Source organism: Candidatus Krumholzibacteriota bacterium (assembly GCA_034520215.1).
GTDB lineage: Bacteria > Krumholzibacteriota > Krumholzibacteriia > Krumholzibacteriales > WJIX01 > JAGHBT01.
In genome coordinates this window covers 140,015-155,010 of the sequence record JAXHNR010000001.1, presented here as the reverse complement: position 1 = coordinate 155,010, position 14,996 = coordinate 140,015, and the positions used below count along the sequence as shown (strand labels likewise).

18 protein-coding genes are annotated in these 14,996 nt (G+C 51.3%); 14 read left to right on the top strand and 4 right to left on the bottom strand.

Annotation, left to right across the window (positions count from 1 at the left end; all coding sequences use genetic code 11):
- Window positions 1-118 precede the first annotated feature (118 nt).
- Together U5O15_00685 and U5O15_00680 are read right to left on the bottom strand one after the other, a co-directional pair.
- A complete protein-coding gene (locus U5O15_00685; protein ID MDZ7859179.1) occupies window positions 119-448 on the bottom strand; it encodes a type II toxin-antitoxin system PemK/MazF family toxin in 330 nt (109 codons plus the stop codon).
- A complete protein-coding gene (locus U5O15_00680; GenBank protein MDZ7859178.1) occupies window positions 433-690 on the bottom strand; it encodes an AbrB/MazE/SpoVT family DNA-binding domain-containing protein in 258 nt (85 codons plus the stop codon). Before U5O15_00680 ends, U5O15_00685 begins: the two co-directional genes overlap by 16 nt.
- Before the next feature lie 255 nt (window positions 691-945).
- Here U5O15_00680 and U5O15_00675 point away from each other — a divergent pair, with 255 nt between their 5' ends.
- The 13 genes from U5O15_00675 (at window position 946) to U5O15_00615 (ending at window position 12,311) form a co-directional block, all read left to right on the top strand.
- Entirely contained in the window at window positions 946-1,605 is a 660-nt protein-coding gene (locus U5O15_00675) for a response regulator transcription factor (GenBank protein ID MDZ7859177.1), read from the top strand.
- Window positions 1,606-1,859: 254 nt separating this feature from the next.
- The gene (locus U5O15_00670) at window positions 1,860-2,261 is read left to right on the top strand and encodes a hypothetical protein (protein ID MDZ7859176.1); all 402 of its coding nucleotides are present in this window, start codon (window positions 1,860-1,862) and stop codon (window positions 2,259-2,261) included.
- Window positions 2,262-2,382: 121 nt separating this feature from the next.
- Window positions 2,383-3,417, top strand: a complete 1,035-nt coding sequence (locus tag U5O15_00665; protein MDZ7859175.1) for a hypothetical protein — start codon at window positions 2,383-2,385, stop codon at window positions 3,415-3,417.
- Between the two features lie 72 nt (window positions 3,418-3,489).
- Complete coding sequence (locus U5O15_00660; GenBank protein ID MDZ7859174.1) at window positions 3,490-4,200, top strand: hypothetical protein; 711 nt, start codon at window positions 3,490-3,492, stop codon at window positions 4,198-4,200.
- 433 nt (window positions 4,201-4,633) lie between these two features.
- Complete coding sequence (locus U5O15_00655; GenBank protein ID MDZ7859173.1) at window positions 4,634-5,035, top strand: hypothetical protein; 402 nt, start codon at window positions 4,634-4,636, stop codon at window positions 5,033-5,035.
- A gap of 97 nt (window positions 5,036-5,132) precedes the next feature.
- Entirely contained in the window at window positions 5,133-5,285 is a 153-nt protein-coding gene (locus U5O15_00650) for a lmo0937 family membrane protein (protein ID MDZ7859172.1), read from the top strand.
- Between the two features lie 15 nt (window positions 5,286-5,300).
- A complete protein-coding gene (locus U5O15_00645; GenBank protein MDZ7859171.1) occupies window positions 5,301-5,546 on the top strand; it encodes a hypothetical protein in 246 nt (81 codons plus the stop codon).
- Window positions 5,547-5,612: 66 nt separating this feature from the next.
- The gene (locus tag U5O15_00640; GenBank protein MDZ7859170.1) at window positions 5,613-7,229 is read left to right on the top strand and encodes a PKD domain-containing protein; all 1,617 of its coding nucleotides are present in this window, start codon (window positions 5,613-5,615) and stop codon (window positions 7,227-7,229) included.
- A gap of 87 nt (window positions 7,230-7,316) precedes the next feature.
- Window positions 7,317-8,321, top strand: a complete 1,005-nt coding sequence (locus U5O15_00635) for an ice-binding family protein (GenBank protein ID MDZ7859169.1) — start codon at window positions 7,317-7,319, stop codon at window positions 8,319-8,321.
- Between the two features lie 33 nt (window positions 8,322-8,354).
- Window positions 8,355-10,022 carry a PKD domain-containing protein gene (locus U5O15_00630; GenBank protein MDZ7859168.1) on the top strand — a complete coding sequence of 556 codons (1,668 nt, stop codon included), beginning with the start codon at window positions 8,355-8,357 and terminating at the stop codon, window positions 10,020-10,022.
- 65 nt (window positions 10,023-10,087) lie between these two features.
- Complete coding sequence (locus U5O15_00625; protein MDZ7859167.1) at window positions 10,088-10,897, top strand: hypothetical protein; 810 nt, start codon at window positions 10,088-10,090, stop codon at window positions 10,895-10,897.
- 91 nt (window positions 10,898-10,988) lie between these two features.
- Complete coding sequence (locus tag U5O15_00620) at window positions 10,989-11,660, top strand: OmpA family protein (protein MDZ7859166.1); 672 nt, start codon at window positions 10,989-10,991, stop codon at window positions 11,658-11,660.
- Window positions 11,661-11,711: 51 nt separating this feature from the next.
- The gene (locus tag U5O15_00615) at window positions 11,712-12,311 is read left to right on the top strand and encodes a hypothetical protein (protein ID MDZ7859165.1); all 600 of its coding nucleotides are present in this window, start codon (window positions 11,712-11,714) and stop codon (window positions 12,309-12,311) included.
- Window positions 12,312-12,619: 308 nt separating this feature from the next.
- Here the strand turns inward: U5O15_00615 and U5O15_00610 are convergent, their stop codons facing one another.
- On the bottom strand, window positions 12,620-12,769 hold the full coding sequence (locus U5O15_00610) for a hypothetical protein (protein ID MDZ7859164.1): 150 nt from the start codon (window positions 12,767-12,769) through the stop codon (window positions 12,620-12,622).
- Window positions 12,770-12,888: 119 nt separating this feature from the next.
- Window positions 12,889-13,143: a GlsB/YeaQ/YmgE family stress response membrane protein gene (locus U5O15_00605; GenBank protein ID MDZ7859163.1), complete on the bottom strand. Its 255-nt coding sequence runs from the start codon at window positions 13,141-13,143 to the stop codon at window positions 12,889-12,891.
- A gap of 562 nt (window positions 13,144-13,705) precedes the next feature.
- On the opposite strand from U5O15_00605, the gene U5O15_00600 reads away from it, so the two are divergent.
- Window positions 13,706-14,989, top strand: a complete 1,284-nt coding sequence (locus tag U5O15_00600) for a porin (protein ID MDZ7859162.1) — start codon at window positions 13,706-13,708, stop codon at window positions 14,987-14,989.
- Window positions 14,990-14,996 lie beyond the last annotated feature (7 nt).

The window sequence follows — 14,996 nt, the reverse complement described above, 5'->3', positions numbered from 1 at the left end:
TTCGCGTGATGGCCGGCGCTTTAGCGACGTACAGAATGCGGATGGAAATCCTCAAAACCCGATGGCGCAGCGCCCTGCCAGAGCCGTGACAGGACGGCCCGTCAGCTGCATTCTGCAGTTAGGGCGCAAATATCTCAGCAAGTACAGACAGAACTGCATATGCTGATCGTTTATCTAAACGCCCCAATTTCTCTAACAGTCTCTCCTTGTCAATTGTACGGATTTGATCTAAAACAACTTGCCCGCTTTTACCCTTAAACTTGCATAACACCCTTGTAGGATATGGTCTGCCCTTTGTAGTAAGCGGAGCAACAATAACTGTCCTAATACTATGATTCATCTCGTCGGGCGAAATAATCAAGCACGGACGTGTCTTCTTAATCTCACTTCCAGCAGTTGGATCCAGATTTACCAGGTAAACCTCAAATCTATTTACTTCCACTCCCATTCCTCCTCATCCCATTTTTTCGGTGATATCTCTCCAAGATCAAGGAGCTTGTCGTCTCCACGCTCTGCCATCTTCTGAAATGCCGCTAACCAATCAGACCTTGGCCTCTGTGCCGGACTTATAACAAGGCGATTATCTTCAACTATGATCTCGATATCCTGCTCTATTCCGACCTGCTCTATAATAGGTTTTGGTATCCTTATTCCTTGGGAGTTGCCTATCTTGACAATCTTAGACTTCATATATGTCACCTCCTGTAATTACATTGTACTAACTAAGCCCCAGATTGTCAAACCCAATATTTATCTCAGTACGGTTACTTATAAAAAGGTGTTGCAATTTTTGAATAATTCAGGTTAAATAAATAATTATTATTTTAACAAAACTAATTCAAATAGATTTGAAAAGGGTAAAAAGCTGTGTTACGCTTTTGTAAGGAGAAATAAAATACCGACATATTGCAAAAACATGAATCTATGCAATGAAAGAGTATTGCCATGGCGAAAATCAGGATACTGCTGATCGAAGATAATCGTCTTCTCCGCGAAGGCATCGCAGCCATGCTGAACGCCCAGAGCTATTTCGAAGTCGACGCACTAGCCGAAGACGGCGACATTGTTGAGCAGTTGAAGAAGATGAAAATCTCCCCCGACATCATTCTCCTGAATCTGGGGCTGAAAAAGGAGACCAGCTTGAATCTGATGGCCGGACTGATGAAAGAATTACAGACGGCGCGATTTATCGCAATGGACATGTTCCCCGAACAATCCGATATCATAGAGTTCGTGAAAGCCGGCGGCAGCGGCTTTATTCTCAAGACCGCTTCGCTGGAGGATTACATTCAAACAATTAAAAGGGTCGCGGAGGGCGAAGATGTGCTTCCAACGGCCCTGACTAATTCACTCTTCACTGAAATCATCCAGGCGGCGCTTAAAACAGGCAATGGGATCCCCAAAAATTCGATGCAGTTAACCAGCCGGGAGCTGGACGTCACCACCCTCATTACCGAGGGTCTCGGAAACAAGGAAATAGCCGAACGCCTCTATATCTCCACCTACACCGTAAAGAGCCATGTGCACAATATTCTGGAAAAGCTGGCCCTCAATACCCGCCTGCAGATAGCTGCCTTTGTCCGAGAGAAAGATTCCGAACGATAGAACTCCGGATTTGAATCTCCCCGGCTCGCGTGAAGGGCTGATTCTAAAGGACTAGCTCCTTTTTCATTCTCCGGATCGATTTACCCGCGCCCCATTTCCGAGTATATTTTTAATAGATAGGAAGCGCCGGACAATTATTGGAAAGGAGGCGGGATGGATTGTTGCGGTGCGGATAAATAACAGGGAGTTTTATTTTATAATACACCACGAAAGGAACAGAAATGTTAAAACGGCATGTACTATGTACAGTCCTGATGATGAGTATCCTCCTCTTGGCCGGAACGGCCTTCGGGCAGGGCAAGATTCAAAACTACTTCAATGACGCCGCGGTTAAGGTGAAGGCGACGGACGACCCGTCGCAGAAGCGCGATATCCTGAGCTTAAAGATTCAGAATATGTCGGCGGCTCTTGACAAGATCCGGAATTCATCGATCGTGTCGGAATCGGACCGAGCGGGCATAGACCGGACCAAAACCAGCCTGAAGGAGAAGCAGGACGAGCTGGCGGGCGCCAATGGATTCACCAGGGTTCCCGACGCCCAGCTTGACGCCTTCTCCGATTATGTCGTCCAGGATATGGAACAGGCCGAAAAATCGATAACTATCGGCGTCGTCACGGCACTCCTTATAATAATCATTATTATCCTTATTGCGTGATCCATCAGGATCGCCGGCTATCGAGGTATCTGGAATGAATTACATGCTTCATCGATTTTTCAAAAGAGTCACTCGGATACGCACGATACCGATTGCGGGCACCGCCTGTGCGGCGCTCGCGTTGTTTTTATGTTCGTGCGGCTCAATCCCTCCCGCGGGCCGCGAGGCTGCTCCGGAAGATAAGGAAATGCTTCCATCGCGGTATTCCATAGTGTGCATCATTCACGGCGACGGAGGTTACCTCTATCATGATACCGGCGGCAATGCCCACAAAGCGGATGAGGTGACCCTCAAGAAAGCGATAACGGTCGCGCAGCGGAATACCCAGGCCGAGGTGTTCATATTTCATGAAAAACGCAGAAGGCATTTCATGTTCATCTTCCCGCGCCGCGACGGTACATTTTATTACTATCGGAACGGCAGTCTTATCGCGAAAGAATCGTACTGGAGAGACCAGGGCGAATCACGTTTCGATCCCGAAACGGAGCTTTACACCCGTTTCCGCGCGGAAGGATCGCCCAAGCCGGTGAGTATGTTTCTGTATTTCGGCCATGAAATCCCCGAATTCGGAGGGAAGGGCTACGACGCCTCTTACGGGAACCGGACCTTCACGATAGCCGATCTCGCGGAAGGATTGAAAGGATTCGCGCAAGATTCAACGAAGGTCGATCTGGTCGTGCTTTCCACATGTTTCAACGGCACACCTTATACCATGAACGCCCTTGCTCCGCTCGCGCGGTACGTCATTGCCTCTCCGGACAATCTTCACCTCTCGTACTTCGATCTCAGCCCATTCGAACGATTGAACATCGGTTTGCGGGAAGAAGATGTGTTTGGATTCGCGAAAACATTCGCGCGGCACGCGTTCGACAGACTGACGGAGGAATTGCAGACGGCTGTGACCGTAGTAGTCTACGACATGGAGGCCGTCCGGCCGTTCACGCGATCCGTCGCCGGCGTTTACGAACAGACCCTGAATTCATTGAAAGGAATAACACCCGGATCGATTAAGCGATGCGATTGCGCGGAGGATCCGGCGTACGTGCTGCCGGGAATTAACAAGGGGGTAACGGTGTTGTATCGTGCGCCGCGGTTCGGACGTCTGAAAAACAAAAAGAGCCATTCGGGATGGGAATGCTGGAGGTTTGTGAAGTGATCCCCGAAATCGTGCGAAAAACTCGCATAACAAAGCCTTCACTTTAATTCAGTTTAAAAGGATGAGATGAAAATGAAATTGATCACACATTACTATGTTCTTTCTTTAGGCGAGCATACCAACAGGATTTACGAAGCATTCCGGGATAAACTTATCGATATTCAGAACAGGATTTTTCCGATCGAATCTTCCGCACTGACAGGTAATAGCGCCAACCCGGGGATAAGAGACAAGCAGGCGAGGGATTTCATTCGCACGGTCGACAAACGCTTCGATCACTATTTCAAACGGGATCCGCTTCAATTTGTCCTGGTCGGGGCGAGGAGAAACCTGTCGATATTCGGGTCCGTGACATCTCATCACGATGTGTTGATAGGCTGGGTCGAAGGCGATTATAGCGCCACCTCTACGCACGATCTCGGTAAAATCGTATGGCCGATAGTAAAGGACGTGATGGCCGGCACGAATGAATGGGCGATGCAGAAGCTGGAAGATGCGGAAAAATCGCGGAAGGTCGCATCCGGAATTGAAGAAGTGGGACGTTTGGCGGGAGTGAACGAGAGGGACACTTTATTCGTCGAAGAAGATTATCATATGAAAGGCGGCATCCGCAGTACGGATCATTCTATCATCAGGCCGGAGGAACTGGACATCCGCGAGGTGAACGATGATGCGGTGGATGCCATTATCGAAAAGGTGCTGGAAAAGGCTGGAAAAGTGATATTCCTAGGAAGCGGATCGCTTACAAAACTGCGTAGAATCGCCCTTATAACAGCGAACTGATCGCCCACAACAGGCACTCTGGTACGGCGGAGCCGGTTTGCCGGCCGGGTTAATTAAGGTGTGTATCTCTGCCGGATCACCGAAAGATATCTTTCCACTTCGAGTAACATGTTTCTTCTGCTGCTGTCTCTGCTTGACGGAACTTACCCATTCACTTCAAACGGTCCGGATCATTGATACTCCGTCACGAGATGTATCCATCTCATCCATCAGGACTAGCTCCTTTTTCATCCTCCGGATCGATTTACCCGCGTCCCATTTCCGAGTATATTTTTAATAGATAGGAAGCGCCGGACAATTATTGGAAAGGAGGCGGAATGGATTGTTGCGGTGCGGATAAATAACAGAGGGAGTATTTTTTAATATACCACTTTTATAATACACCACGAAAGGAACAGAAATGTTAAAACGGCATGTACTATGTACAGTCCTGATGATGAGTATCCTCCTCTTGGCCGGAACGGCCTTCGGGCAGGGCAAGATTCAAAACTACTTCAATGACGCCGCGGTTAAGGTGAAGGCGACGGACGACCCGTCGCAGAAGCGCGATATCCTGAGCTTAAAGATTCAGAATATGTCGGCGGCTCTTGACAAGATCCGGAATTCATCGATCGTGTCGGAATCGGACCGAGCGGGCATAGACCGGACCAAAACCAGCCTGAAGGAGAAGCAGGACGAGCTGGCGGGCGCCAATGGATTCACCAGGGTTCCCGACGCCCAGCTTGACGCCTTCTCCGATTATGTCGTCCAGGATATGGAACAGGCCGACAAATCGATAACTATCGGCGTCGTCACGGCACTCCTTATAGTAATCATTATTATCCTAATTGCGTGATCCGTCAGGATCGCCGGGGAGTATTGAGCGGGGTGCCCTTTTAATAAAGCAGGATAATGGTTAACCTGTTTGAATGATTGAAAGAGGTGGTTTGGAAATGCTTTGGATAATAGGAATAATTCTTTTGGTTCTGTGGTTGGTGGGGCTTATTACCGCGAACACATTCGGCGGAGTAATTCATGTTCTTCTGGTTATCGCGCTCGTGGTGCTGGTCGTTCGGTTTCTCCAGAGCCGGCGCTCGCGCGGTTAAAGCGGAAGTGAATTCATGAGTACTACTATAAAGATAGTCGCAATTCTCTTGATTATCGCCGGTATCATCGGCCTCGTATATGGCAGGTTTGTCTACGCCAGAGAGAACCACGAAGCCAATTTGGGCATGCTGGAGATTTCGATTCAGGAAAAGAACGCCGTCAATGTCCCTCTCTGGGCCGGAGTGGCGGCGGTTCTTGCCGGCGGAGCTCTTTTGTTCGTGTCTTACTGGAAAACATGGTTTTGCTGTTTCGGCACTTAATTCGGGGAATTATCATAAATTTTTGAGGGGTATTGAACGGCATTTTTTATAACAAAAGGAAATATGATGAAAAAATATTTTTGGTTATTGAGCGCGATGGTTGTACTGGCAGTTTTGGTTTTGCCGATCCAACCGCTGCATGGAGAGGGCATGGACGGAAAAGTGGGATTAGGCCTGTACGGCGGAGCCTACAAACTTGTCCTGACCGATCACTCCGATCTCTGGACGCCGGGATGGCTCGCCGGCGCCGACTTGAAGTACGGGTTAACCCCCAAATTCGCAATCGGCCTTGAAGGGAGCTGGATGCAAACCTACCTGGCCGACTTGAGCACAGGCTCGAGGATGCAGGACGGAGCCAGATTGACCTTTGACAATGTGACCGACGGGCCCCGGCAGCGCGCCTATGTGGCAGGACTGTTTGCAGAATATCGTTTCATGGCGGACAAGAGAGTGTCGCCTGTACTTTTTGCCGGGCCCGGGATTTACTTCTGGAAATGGGCCGACAAAGACGGGAACACCTTGTTTTCCGACGATCCCGCTCTCGTCGATGCGAATTTGCCCCAGACGGATAAAGCCGGGAACACTTACGAATTAAAGGACCAGGAACTGTACCTTATGGGCGGAGCCGGGTTGGAGCTTTTCGCCTCACAGTCACTCTCTTTTGAGGTTGGAGCCAAGTTTCGTTATTTGACACACCTTCTAAGCGATTTTACGGACGATCAGGACATCGTTGGATCAGATCCGGGCCAGCTTGATCTGCCCAAAGGGATCGTCGAACTGTACACAGGCATGACCTTCTATTTCGGCGGGGAAGAGTGCCCGCCCCTTATTTGCACCTCATCTGGAAATCCCATTAGCGGACAGGCTCCGCTGACAGTCCAGTTTGACGGTTCCCACAGAGGGGGGTGCCCGGACTACACGTACGCGTGGAACTTCGGAGACGGAAGCACGAGCAACGAAAAGAATCCCAGCCATACCTATTATTCTGAGGGAGACTATTCGGCCTCGCTTACGGTCACGGATTCCAAAAATACAGCCGCTGAAAACAGTGTTTATGTAACAGTCGAGTGTTCGAAGCTTGTTGTTACCGCGTCCGGGAATCCAACGAGCGGGACAGCTCCTCTTTCGGTGGAGTTTGCAGGTTCCGCCACCGGAGGTTGTCCGAACTACACGTTCGAGTGGAATTTCGGAGACGGGAACACGAGCAGGGAACGGAATCCAAACCATGTCTATCAGACGGAGGGGGACTATACGGCCTTGCTGACGGTCACCGATTCGAAGAATAACACACAGGAGAAATCCGTTTCCATAAAGAGTTCGGCCGAGGAATACATCCCGACTCCGGAAAAACCCGTGATCCTTGAGGGAGTTAAATTCGAGTTCGACAAGTCGGCTCTCACCGCCGATTCCAGACAGATACTCGACCGTGTTGCGGCGAGTCTGCTGAAGTACCCTGAAGTGAAAGTCGAAGTGGGCGGGTATACCGATTCAGCCGGCAACGAGAAATACAATATGAATCTGTCAGAACAGCGGGCGAAAGCTGTGCGCGACTACCTCGTCAACAAAGGCGTCCCGGCATCGCAGCTGACAGCCAGAGGATACGGAGAAACGAAACCGATAGCGGATAACAAAACGGCGGAAGGAAGGGCGAAAAACCGCCGGGTCGAATTGAAGAAAAATTAGCGACTGATCGGAACAACGATCGGGGGGCCCCCGCCGTATTCTTTGGCGCGGCGCCCCCCGATCGGGCAATCGAGTAAAGGAGGAGAAATGAAAAAGTTTTCAGCTCGTTGCGCTTTTTTCGCTTTGGCATTATCTTTTTTGGCTTTTGGAACGCTAACCGGGCTGGCGGGATGTTCGGACAACAGCGTCGAGCCGGAATTTATCGCTCCCAGTCAACCGACCGACGTGACGCACACGCAAGTGGACCCAACCACTGTAGAAATTACCTGGACTGCTTCAACCGACAACCTGGTGGTGTGTTCGTATAATGTCTACAGAGGGTCCTTTCTGATCGGCAACACAAGATACACCAGCTTCCGGGACACCGGTCTTATTCCCGGCATGACGTATGTCTACACCGTTGAGGCCCTGGACTGTTCGCAAAACGCGAGCGCACGCTCAACACCCGCCGATACCGTCATAACACCAGGGATTCCTCCAGACGCGAGCTCCATCCTCGGGTGCGCGGCCGATTTTGCAACTCTGGCCGGCACGACGATTACCAACACCGGCGGTACGGAGATTACCGGAGATATCGGGTTGAGCCCGGGTACGGCGATAACCGGATTTCCTCCGGGAACCTACACCGGGACCTTGCACATCAATGATACTGAGGCAAACGCGGCCAAATTGTGCTTGACCACCTCGTATCTCTACATAGAGGGGCAGCCGCCGGGTGCAACCGTTGCCGGAAACATAGGCGGGCAAACCCTTCCCCCGGGCACCTATACATCCAGCTCTACGCTTGCGATATCGTCAGGGGATCTCACTCTCGACGCCGGGGGCGACGCGAATGCTGTTTTCATCTTCCAGATTGCGTCCGATCTTACCGTGACGTCCGGCCGACAGGTCATTCTGGCAGGCAACGCTCAGGCCGATAACGTCTATTGGCAGGCAGGCAGCGCAGTGACCCTTGGAACAACTTCGGCCTTTAAGGGAAACATACTGGCCCTTGACGCAGTTACACTGGAGACCGGCGCGACTCTGGATGGCAGAGTGTTTGCGAGGAATGGCGCGGTTACCCTGGACGACAATGCGGTTACCAGACCGTAAGGGCGGAATAAAGTCGTGCTGTTTAAAACGACGGTGGAAAGTATTCTTGAAAATCGAAACCATGGTGGTGAGAGAATGAACAAGAAGAGATATATATTAACACTAACGGCGATCTGTATATGGTCGGTATTGGCGGCTTTGGTGGCCGGCCCGGCGCAAGCTATGGATCAAAACGGAAAGTGGGGAGTGGGCGTTCACGGCCTGATATATAAGCTCGGTATTACCGACCACTCCGACATGTGGACCTTGGGCAAAGGGATTAACCTCGGACTGAAGTATGGTCTGACCAGTAAGTTTACTCTTGGCCTGGAAGGGCAGATCATGCAGACCTACCTGGCCGACTTGAGCGTAGGCTCAAGGATGCAGGACGGAGCCGGATTGACCTTTGACAACGTGACCGACGGGCCCCGGCAGCGCGCTTTTCTGGTTGGGGTGGTGGCCGAATATCATTTCATGCCGGAGAAAAAATGGTCTCCCTACATCTTCGGCGGTTCGGGTGTCTATAAATGGAAATGGGCCGATAAAGACTGGAACACCTTGATTTCGGCCGACCCTTCCCTGCTCGGCACCGGCGTCCCTCCCTTTACCAGTGACTCAAGCTGTTACTATTTAAAAGACCAGGAAATTTATTTCATGGTGGGAGCGGGATTGGAATATTTTCCCACCGAATGGCTTTCTTTGGAATTAGGAGCAAAGTTTCGTTACCTGTCCCATCTCCTGACCAACTTCAGGGATGAGAGAGACATTGTTGGGACGGGCACTGATCAGTTAGATCTGCCCCGAGGCATAGCCGAAGCGTTTGCCGGCGTGACCTTCTATTTCGGCGGGAAAGAGTGTCCGCCGCTTTATTGCACCGCATCGGGAATTCCCACCAGCGGACAGGCTCCGCTGACAGTGCAGTTTGACGGTTCCCACAGAGGAGGGTGCCCGGACTACACGTACGCGTGGAACTTCGGAGACGGAAGCACGAGCAACGAAAAGAATCCCAGCCATACCTATTATTCGGAGGGAGACTGTTCGGCCTCGCTTACGGTCACGGATTCCAAAAATACAGCCGCTGAAAACAGTGTTTATGTAACGGTCGAGTGTCCGAAGCTTGTTGTTACTGCGTCCGGGAATCCAACGAGCGGGACAGCTCCTCTTTCGGTGGAGTTTGCAGGTTCCGCCACCGGAGGTTGTCCGAACTACAAGTTCGCGTGGGATTTCGGAGACGGGAACACGAGCAGGGAACGGAATCCAAACCATGTCTATCAGACGGAGGGGGACTATACGGCCTTGCTGACGGTCACCGATTCGAAGAATAACACACAGGAGAAATCCGTTTCCATAAAGAGTTCGGCCGAGGAATACATCCCGACTCCGGAAAAACCCGTGATCCTTGAGGGAGTTAAATTCGAGTTCGACAAGTCGGCTCTCACCGCCGATTCCAGACAGATACTCGACCGTGTTGCGGCGAGTCTGCTGAAGCACCCTGAAGTGAAAGTCGAAGTGGGCGGGTATACCGATTCAGCCGGCAACGAGAAATACAATATGAATCTGTCAGAACAGCGGGCGAAAGCTGTGCGCGACTACCTCGTCAACAAAGGCGTCCCGGCATCGCAGCTGACAGCCAGAGGATACGGAGAAACGAAACCGATAGCGGATAACAAAACGGCGGAAGGAAGGGCGAAAAACCGCCGGGTCGAATTGAAGAAAATTTAAGGGCAAAAGTGAATGAACTGGAGCGAGGGTCGTATTCTGATAAATTCTGAAAGGAGGAAAAGATAATGAAAAGGATGAAAGGCTTCGAACTATTAGTGTCCGGGGTCGCAGCCATCTGGCTGCTAACCGGCTTTGCGGCCGCGCATGCCCAGGGAAAAGGGCAGGCGAAGAACACAAGCCGCAAAGAAAGGAAGAAGAATGAGCAATTGGTCGGTAAAGAAAACAGGGGTACCGGCAGGACGACGGACACCCCCAAAGCCGCGAAGACCAATAAGAACAAATACAAACCACGCGGAATATCCGCCAGGGAAATGTCGGATTGGCCAGACGGGAACCCTCCGGGATGGTCGCATGGCAACAAAACGGGGTGGGGAGGAGCCGGAGTGCCTCCAGGGAGGATGAAGGAACGGGAGCTCGAAATCGCACACAGTTATCCCCCCGGATCCGCAGATTGGGATTCGCAAAAGAAAGCGGATTGGCAACACAACCTGGAGCAGTCTAAAACCAGGATTCTCGAACGGATCCGGACAAGAAAGGGAATGACTCGCGAAGACGAGGAAAGAGCGACTATTTCGATTGAGAGGACGGCGCGCGAGGGTGTGCCTCTGACACATATCGAATCGGCCGTGAACAAGGCGATTAACAGAGAGATGCGGGGAAATGAAATCGAAAAAATTACCCGTGCCATGTCGTACGGCGCAGACAAGAATACCGATTATGAGCGACTCAATCAATTCATAGAAAGGAAGATGAACGCCGGCGAGACAGGCGATGACCTCGCGGTTTCGATCTACAAGGAAATCGACGAACGTCACACGGCAAGAATACAACAGCCGGAAAGGAAATCCTGGTGGAATAGGTTGTTCAGTAAATAAGTATAAATCGGACGGGTTGAAAGCCGGCTATAGGCGGTGGGAGGCCCGATTGTTTTATCGACAGATAATCTGTACTTAAGGAGTGATTACAATGAAAAAGATATCAATTCTGTTATTAATCGTAATGGTGCTCTTCGCCGTCAACCCCGGGTGTTCCTGGAATAAAAAAGCCACTGGCGGGTTGATCGGCGCCGGCGCCGGAGGGGCTGTCGGGGGTGCCATAGGACATGCTACGGGAAACACCGCTCTCGGCGCAATCATCGGTGCGTCAGTCGGAGGAGCGGCCGGGGTTATGATCGGCAACGAGATGGACAAGCGGGCCGAGGAAATGAGAGCGGATCTCGAGGGCGCGAGGATAGAACGCATCGGCGAAGGAATCAAAATCACATTTGATTCGGGCCTTCTTTTCGACATAAACAAATCGGACCTGCAGCCTCAGGCGAAAATCAACATCGAGAAACTCGCCAAAATCTTGAACAAATATCCCGACACGAACATCCTCGTCGAAGGCGATACGGACAACACCGGCAAGGACGAATATAACCAGCAATTATCCGAGCGCCGCGCGCGGGCCGTTGCCAACTATTTAATGGGTCTCGGCATTCCGAGCTCGAGGATAAGCATAATCGGACTGGGCGAGACAAACCCTATAGCTTCCAACAGTTCGGAATACGGCCGTCAGCTGAACCGTCGAGTTGAGGTCGCCGTTTTCGCTAACGATAAGTTGAAGAATGCGGCGATGAATCAGGAAGGCATGAATTAATTTTAAATGCCGGGGAACCCCCTGCAGGATGTTTGAAACAAGGAGGTTATGATGATATTCAAAAATACGAAATACACCAGGGGCAGAACGTTGGCTTTATTCCTTGCACTTTTCATGTTGGCAATGGGTCTGTCGGCATGCGGTGATAAAACTCCGTCCGAGAAAGCAAAAACCGCCGGCGAAGCAGTCGACGATGCCATGCAGAAAACGGGCGATGCTGTAGGCGGCGCCGCGAAAACCACCGGCGACGCGGTCGGCGATGCCATGCAGAAAACGGGCGATGCTGTAGGCGGCGCCGCGAAGACCACCGGCGACGCGGTCGACGATGCCATGCAGGCCACAGGAGAGTTTCTGACACAGTCGAAAGAGAAAGACCTCATAGCCGCCCGGAAGACTGTTGAAAGGATCGAAAAGGAATGGCAGGAACTTCTGGCAAAATCATCGCCAGTCGGCGACGCGGCGCAGGCCGAGTTCCAGAATACCAGGTATCAGATGTCGGACGCGCTGGCTGATTCAAGAGCAAGACTTGCGGAGGCGAAAGAGGCGAGCGGAGACATTTGGCGGAAAGAGGCCAAACCCGCGCTCGAAGCCGCCTTGCAAAAGGCCCAGAGAATCTTCGAGGATGCATCCGCCAGGTTCGGCGACAAGTAGTGTCTACTTTTACCACTTGATCGCCGGAGATATCCCGCGGACCAGGAAGATGGTGCTTTTGAAGTAGTCGGAGCACACCGGGCTCCGACTACTTATTCTTGAACCTCCGTATAATTGGAATTAGGTAGCATGATTTATAGCTGCCAATATATGACAAGTGGTTCCTATTAAAACGAATATATGCTATTCCAGATGATTGTATTTATAACCTGATGCCGAAAAGAATGCTACTCCAAGAGAGTAGGGAATGCCCCCACCTGCAAGTAGAATGATTCCCTCTGGCAATTTCTTCACCGAGGGATTGAAATTTATCTTTCCCGAAGATTCTTTATTATGACTTCACCTTTATGCCACTTAACGATAAGGTCTGCTGCTGTCAGGAGCAGCAGGATGATGCCTGGCACTTCCCCGGTCAGCCAGAGAAGACGAACTTGCCAGGACGCTTGCTTCTGGAGCACAACTGCCGCCAAAGCAACAACCAGCACCAGCTACATTGATCTCGCCTTTCCTCCTTTCTGCTCGAATTTAAGCTGATCTCCATGTTGCCTGACGGGGTGTGGATCAGCGGCGGAAGCGGTTACTCGGCAACTCCCTTTTTCTTAAAAAGACTGACTATGAAAAGAAGTATAACGGCTCCGACCAGGGCGGTAACCAGAGTCCAGATCAGACTTTCTCCCCCGATACCCAGCACTCCGAACAACCAGCCTCCGATTATTCCTCCAATTACACCCACTATGATGTTTACCAGGATTCCGAATCCCTTCCCCTTCATGATCAGGCCGGCGAGCCATCCGGCCACCCCGCCGATCAAAAGAAACCATATTATATTCATGGCGTTCTCCTTCCGTGGCTTAGTAAAGTCGGAGAATTCGGGTGTTTTTCTGTTCTGCTGATGAGCATCTTCTGCCGCGTCTATTTCTTTTCCCCTACCCCCCCGACTCAGTTCCTAATCTATTTAAATTATTACTTATATATCAATATTATACAAGCGAAACATTCACCCTTTATTGACATTCATTGTCAAGGTTCAATAATAAATTTAAAATTAAATTCGGAGCACTTTGTACTTCCACACTGAGAAAACAGAATCCCGATGACCTTCCGCGGGGCAGGAATTCTCTTATTACGGTCTCGGACGGCAAGGTAAAAAGTTCATAGTCAAGGCGCGCAAAAGCCCTTTTGGGATACGAACTGCAGAGTCGTTCGGGGTTATTAGTGTTTTCAAATGGAGAATGCTTGCAAATTAGTGTCGTGTTTGCGATTGAGAATTTTATTGACATAAAAGATTACCGGAGTCTATTCTCTAATGTTAGAGTGTGATTTTGAGTAACCAATAAACATAAAGGAGCTTCCCAATTCAAGCCCCTTTAAGGAGCAGTCTGAGAGGGCATGCCATGCGGATGAAGATTGGCTTTTGTAAAGCACACTTTGCGCAAGGACTGATGATGGGAAAACTGATAATTGCTGCAGCGGCCGTGATGCTCGTCTGCGTGACCGCCGCGGGTGCACAGGTTACTGAAACGCCTAACTTTTCATTCAACGGCTTCGGTACGTTCGGAGTGGTCCGTTCCGACGAGGACCAGGCGGACTTCGCCTCAAACTTGTTCTCTCCCGACGGGGCAGGTTACACCCGTGACTGGAGCCCCGAAGTAGACAACGTGCTGGGACTGCAGCTCACCGCCAATCTCACGTCCCGGCTTACCGGCATCCTGCAGGTAGTCTCCAAGCAGCGTTACGACGAAACCTACACGCCGTTCGTTGAGTGGGCCAATCTCAAGTTCGACATCACCCCGGATTTGAGCGTACGCGCCGGGCGCATGGTACAGCAGACGTTCATGGTTTCCGAGTACCGCAAGGTAAGGTATGCGACCCCATGGATCCGTCCTCCCAAGGAAGTCTATGACATGATACCCGTTACCAATGCTGACGGTATCGACTTCAGTTACCGTTTCCATTTCGATGGGTTCACCAATACCCTGCGGGGCTTGTACGGCACCAGGGACGTCAATATCCCCGACGGAAGCGAGGCAAACGCCCGCGACGTTGTGGTGCTGAGCAATACTCTGGAACGGGGCGCAGCAACCCTGTTTGCGTGTTATGGCAGTTTCCGCCTTACAATGAAAGATTTTGATCCGTTCTTTGATGCGTTCAGGCAATTCGGGGAGGAGGGCGAAGCAATTGCCGACCGATACGATATTGGCGGCAAGCGATTTGAAATCATGAGCTTCGGCTCGCGCTATGACCCCGGCAAGTGGTTCGTGATGGGCGAGTGGGCGCTGGCGAAAACCCGTACTTTTATTGGCGATATCGAAGGCTTGTATATTACCGGCGGGTATCGTTTCGGAGAGGTTACCCCCTATATGACCCTGGCGCGAGCTCGACCCTACAGCGACACCTCGGACCCGGGTTTGTCGCTGGCAGGCCTTTCGCCGGAGCAGGCCGCTCAGGCCGAAGCGCTCAATGCCGCGCTGAACGAGATGCTGGGATCCGCAACCAATCAAAAGAGCATATCCGTGGGTGTACGCTGGGATTTTATCCGGAACGCGGACCTGAAAGTACAGTACCAATACCTTGATCTGGGAGACGGATCACCGGGTGTTCTTATCAACAGACAGCCGGGATTTGAGCCGGGGGGGTCTGTCAACCTGTTCAGCGCCGCGATCGACTTTGTATTTTGAGATGATT

Excerpts from the sequence above, each read along its gene's own strand:
- U5O15_00650 (MDZ7859172.1), top strand. The coding sequence starts at position 5,133 with ATGCTTTGGATAATAGGAATAATTCTTTTGGTTCTGTGGTTGGTGGGG.
- U5O15_00625 (MDZ7859167.1), top strand. The coding sequence starts at position 10,088 with ATGAAAAGGATGAAAGGCTTCGAACTATTAGTGTCCGGGGTCGCAGCC.
- U5O15_00680 (MDZ7859178.1), bottom strand. The coding sequence starts at position 690 with ATGAAGTCTAAGATTGTCAAGATAGGCAACTCCCAAGGAATAAGGATA.
- U5O15_00640 (MDZ7859170.1), top strand. The coding sequence starts at position 5,613 with ATGAAAAAATATTTTTGGTTATTGAGCGCGATGGTTGTACTGGCAGTT.
- U5O15_00660 (MDZ7859174.1), top strand. The coding sequence starts at position 3,490 with ATGAAATTGATCACACATTACTATGTTCTTTCTTTAGGCGAGCATACC.
- U5O15_00685 (MDZ7859179.1), bottom strand. The coding sequence starts at position 448 with ATGGGAGTGGAAGTAAATAGATTTGAGGTTTACCTGGTAAATCTGGAT.
- U5O15_00675 (MDZ7859177.1), top strand. The coding sequence starts at position 946 with ATGGCGAAAATCAGGATACTGCTGATCGAAGATAATCGTCTTCTCCGC.
- U5O15_00620 (MDZ7859166.1), top strand. The coding sequence starts at position 10,989 with ATGAAAAAGATATCAATTCTGTTATTAATCGTAATGGTGCTCTTCGCC.
- U5O15_00670 (MDZ7859176.1), top strand. The coding sequence starts at position 1,860 with ATGATGAGTATCCTCCTCTTGGCCGGAACGGCCTTCGGGCAGGGCAAG.
- U5O15_00645 (MDZ7859171.1), top strand. The coding sequence starts at position 5,301 with ATGAGTACTACTATAAAGATAGTCGCAATTCTCTTGATTATCGCCGGT.
- U5O15_00655 (MDZ7859173.1), top strand. The coding sequence starts at position 4,634 with ATGATGAGTATCCTCCTCTTGGCCGGAACGGCCTTCGGGCAGGGCAAG.
- U5O15_00605 (MDZ7859163.1), bottom strand. The coding sequence starts at position 13,143 with ATGAATATAATATGGTTTCTTTTGATCGGCGGGGTGGCCGGATGGCTC.
- U5O15_00600 (MDZ7859162.1), top strand. The coding sequence starts at position 13,706 with ATGCGGATGAAGATTGGCTTTTGTAAAGCACACTTTGCGCAAGGACTG.
- U5O15_00615 (MDZ7859165.1), top strand. The coding sequence starts at position 11,712 with ATGATATTCAAAAATACGAAATACACCAGGGGCAGAACGTTGGCTTTA.
- U5O15_00635 (MDZ7859169.1), top strand. The coding sequence starts at position 7,317 with ATGAAAAAGTTTTCAGCTCGTTGCGCTTTTTTCGCTTTGGCATTATCT.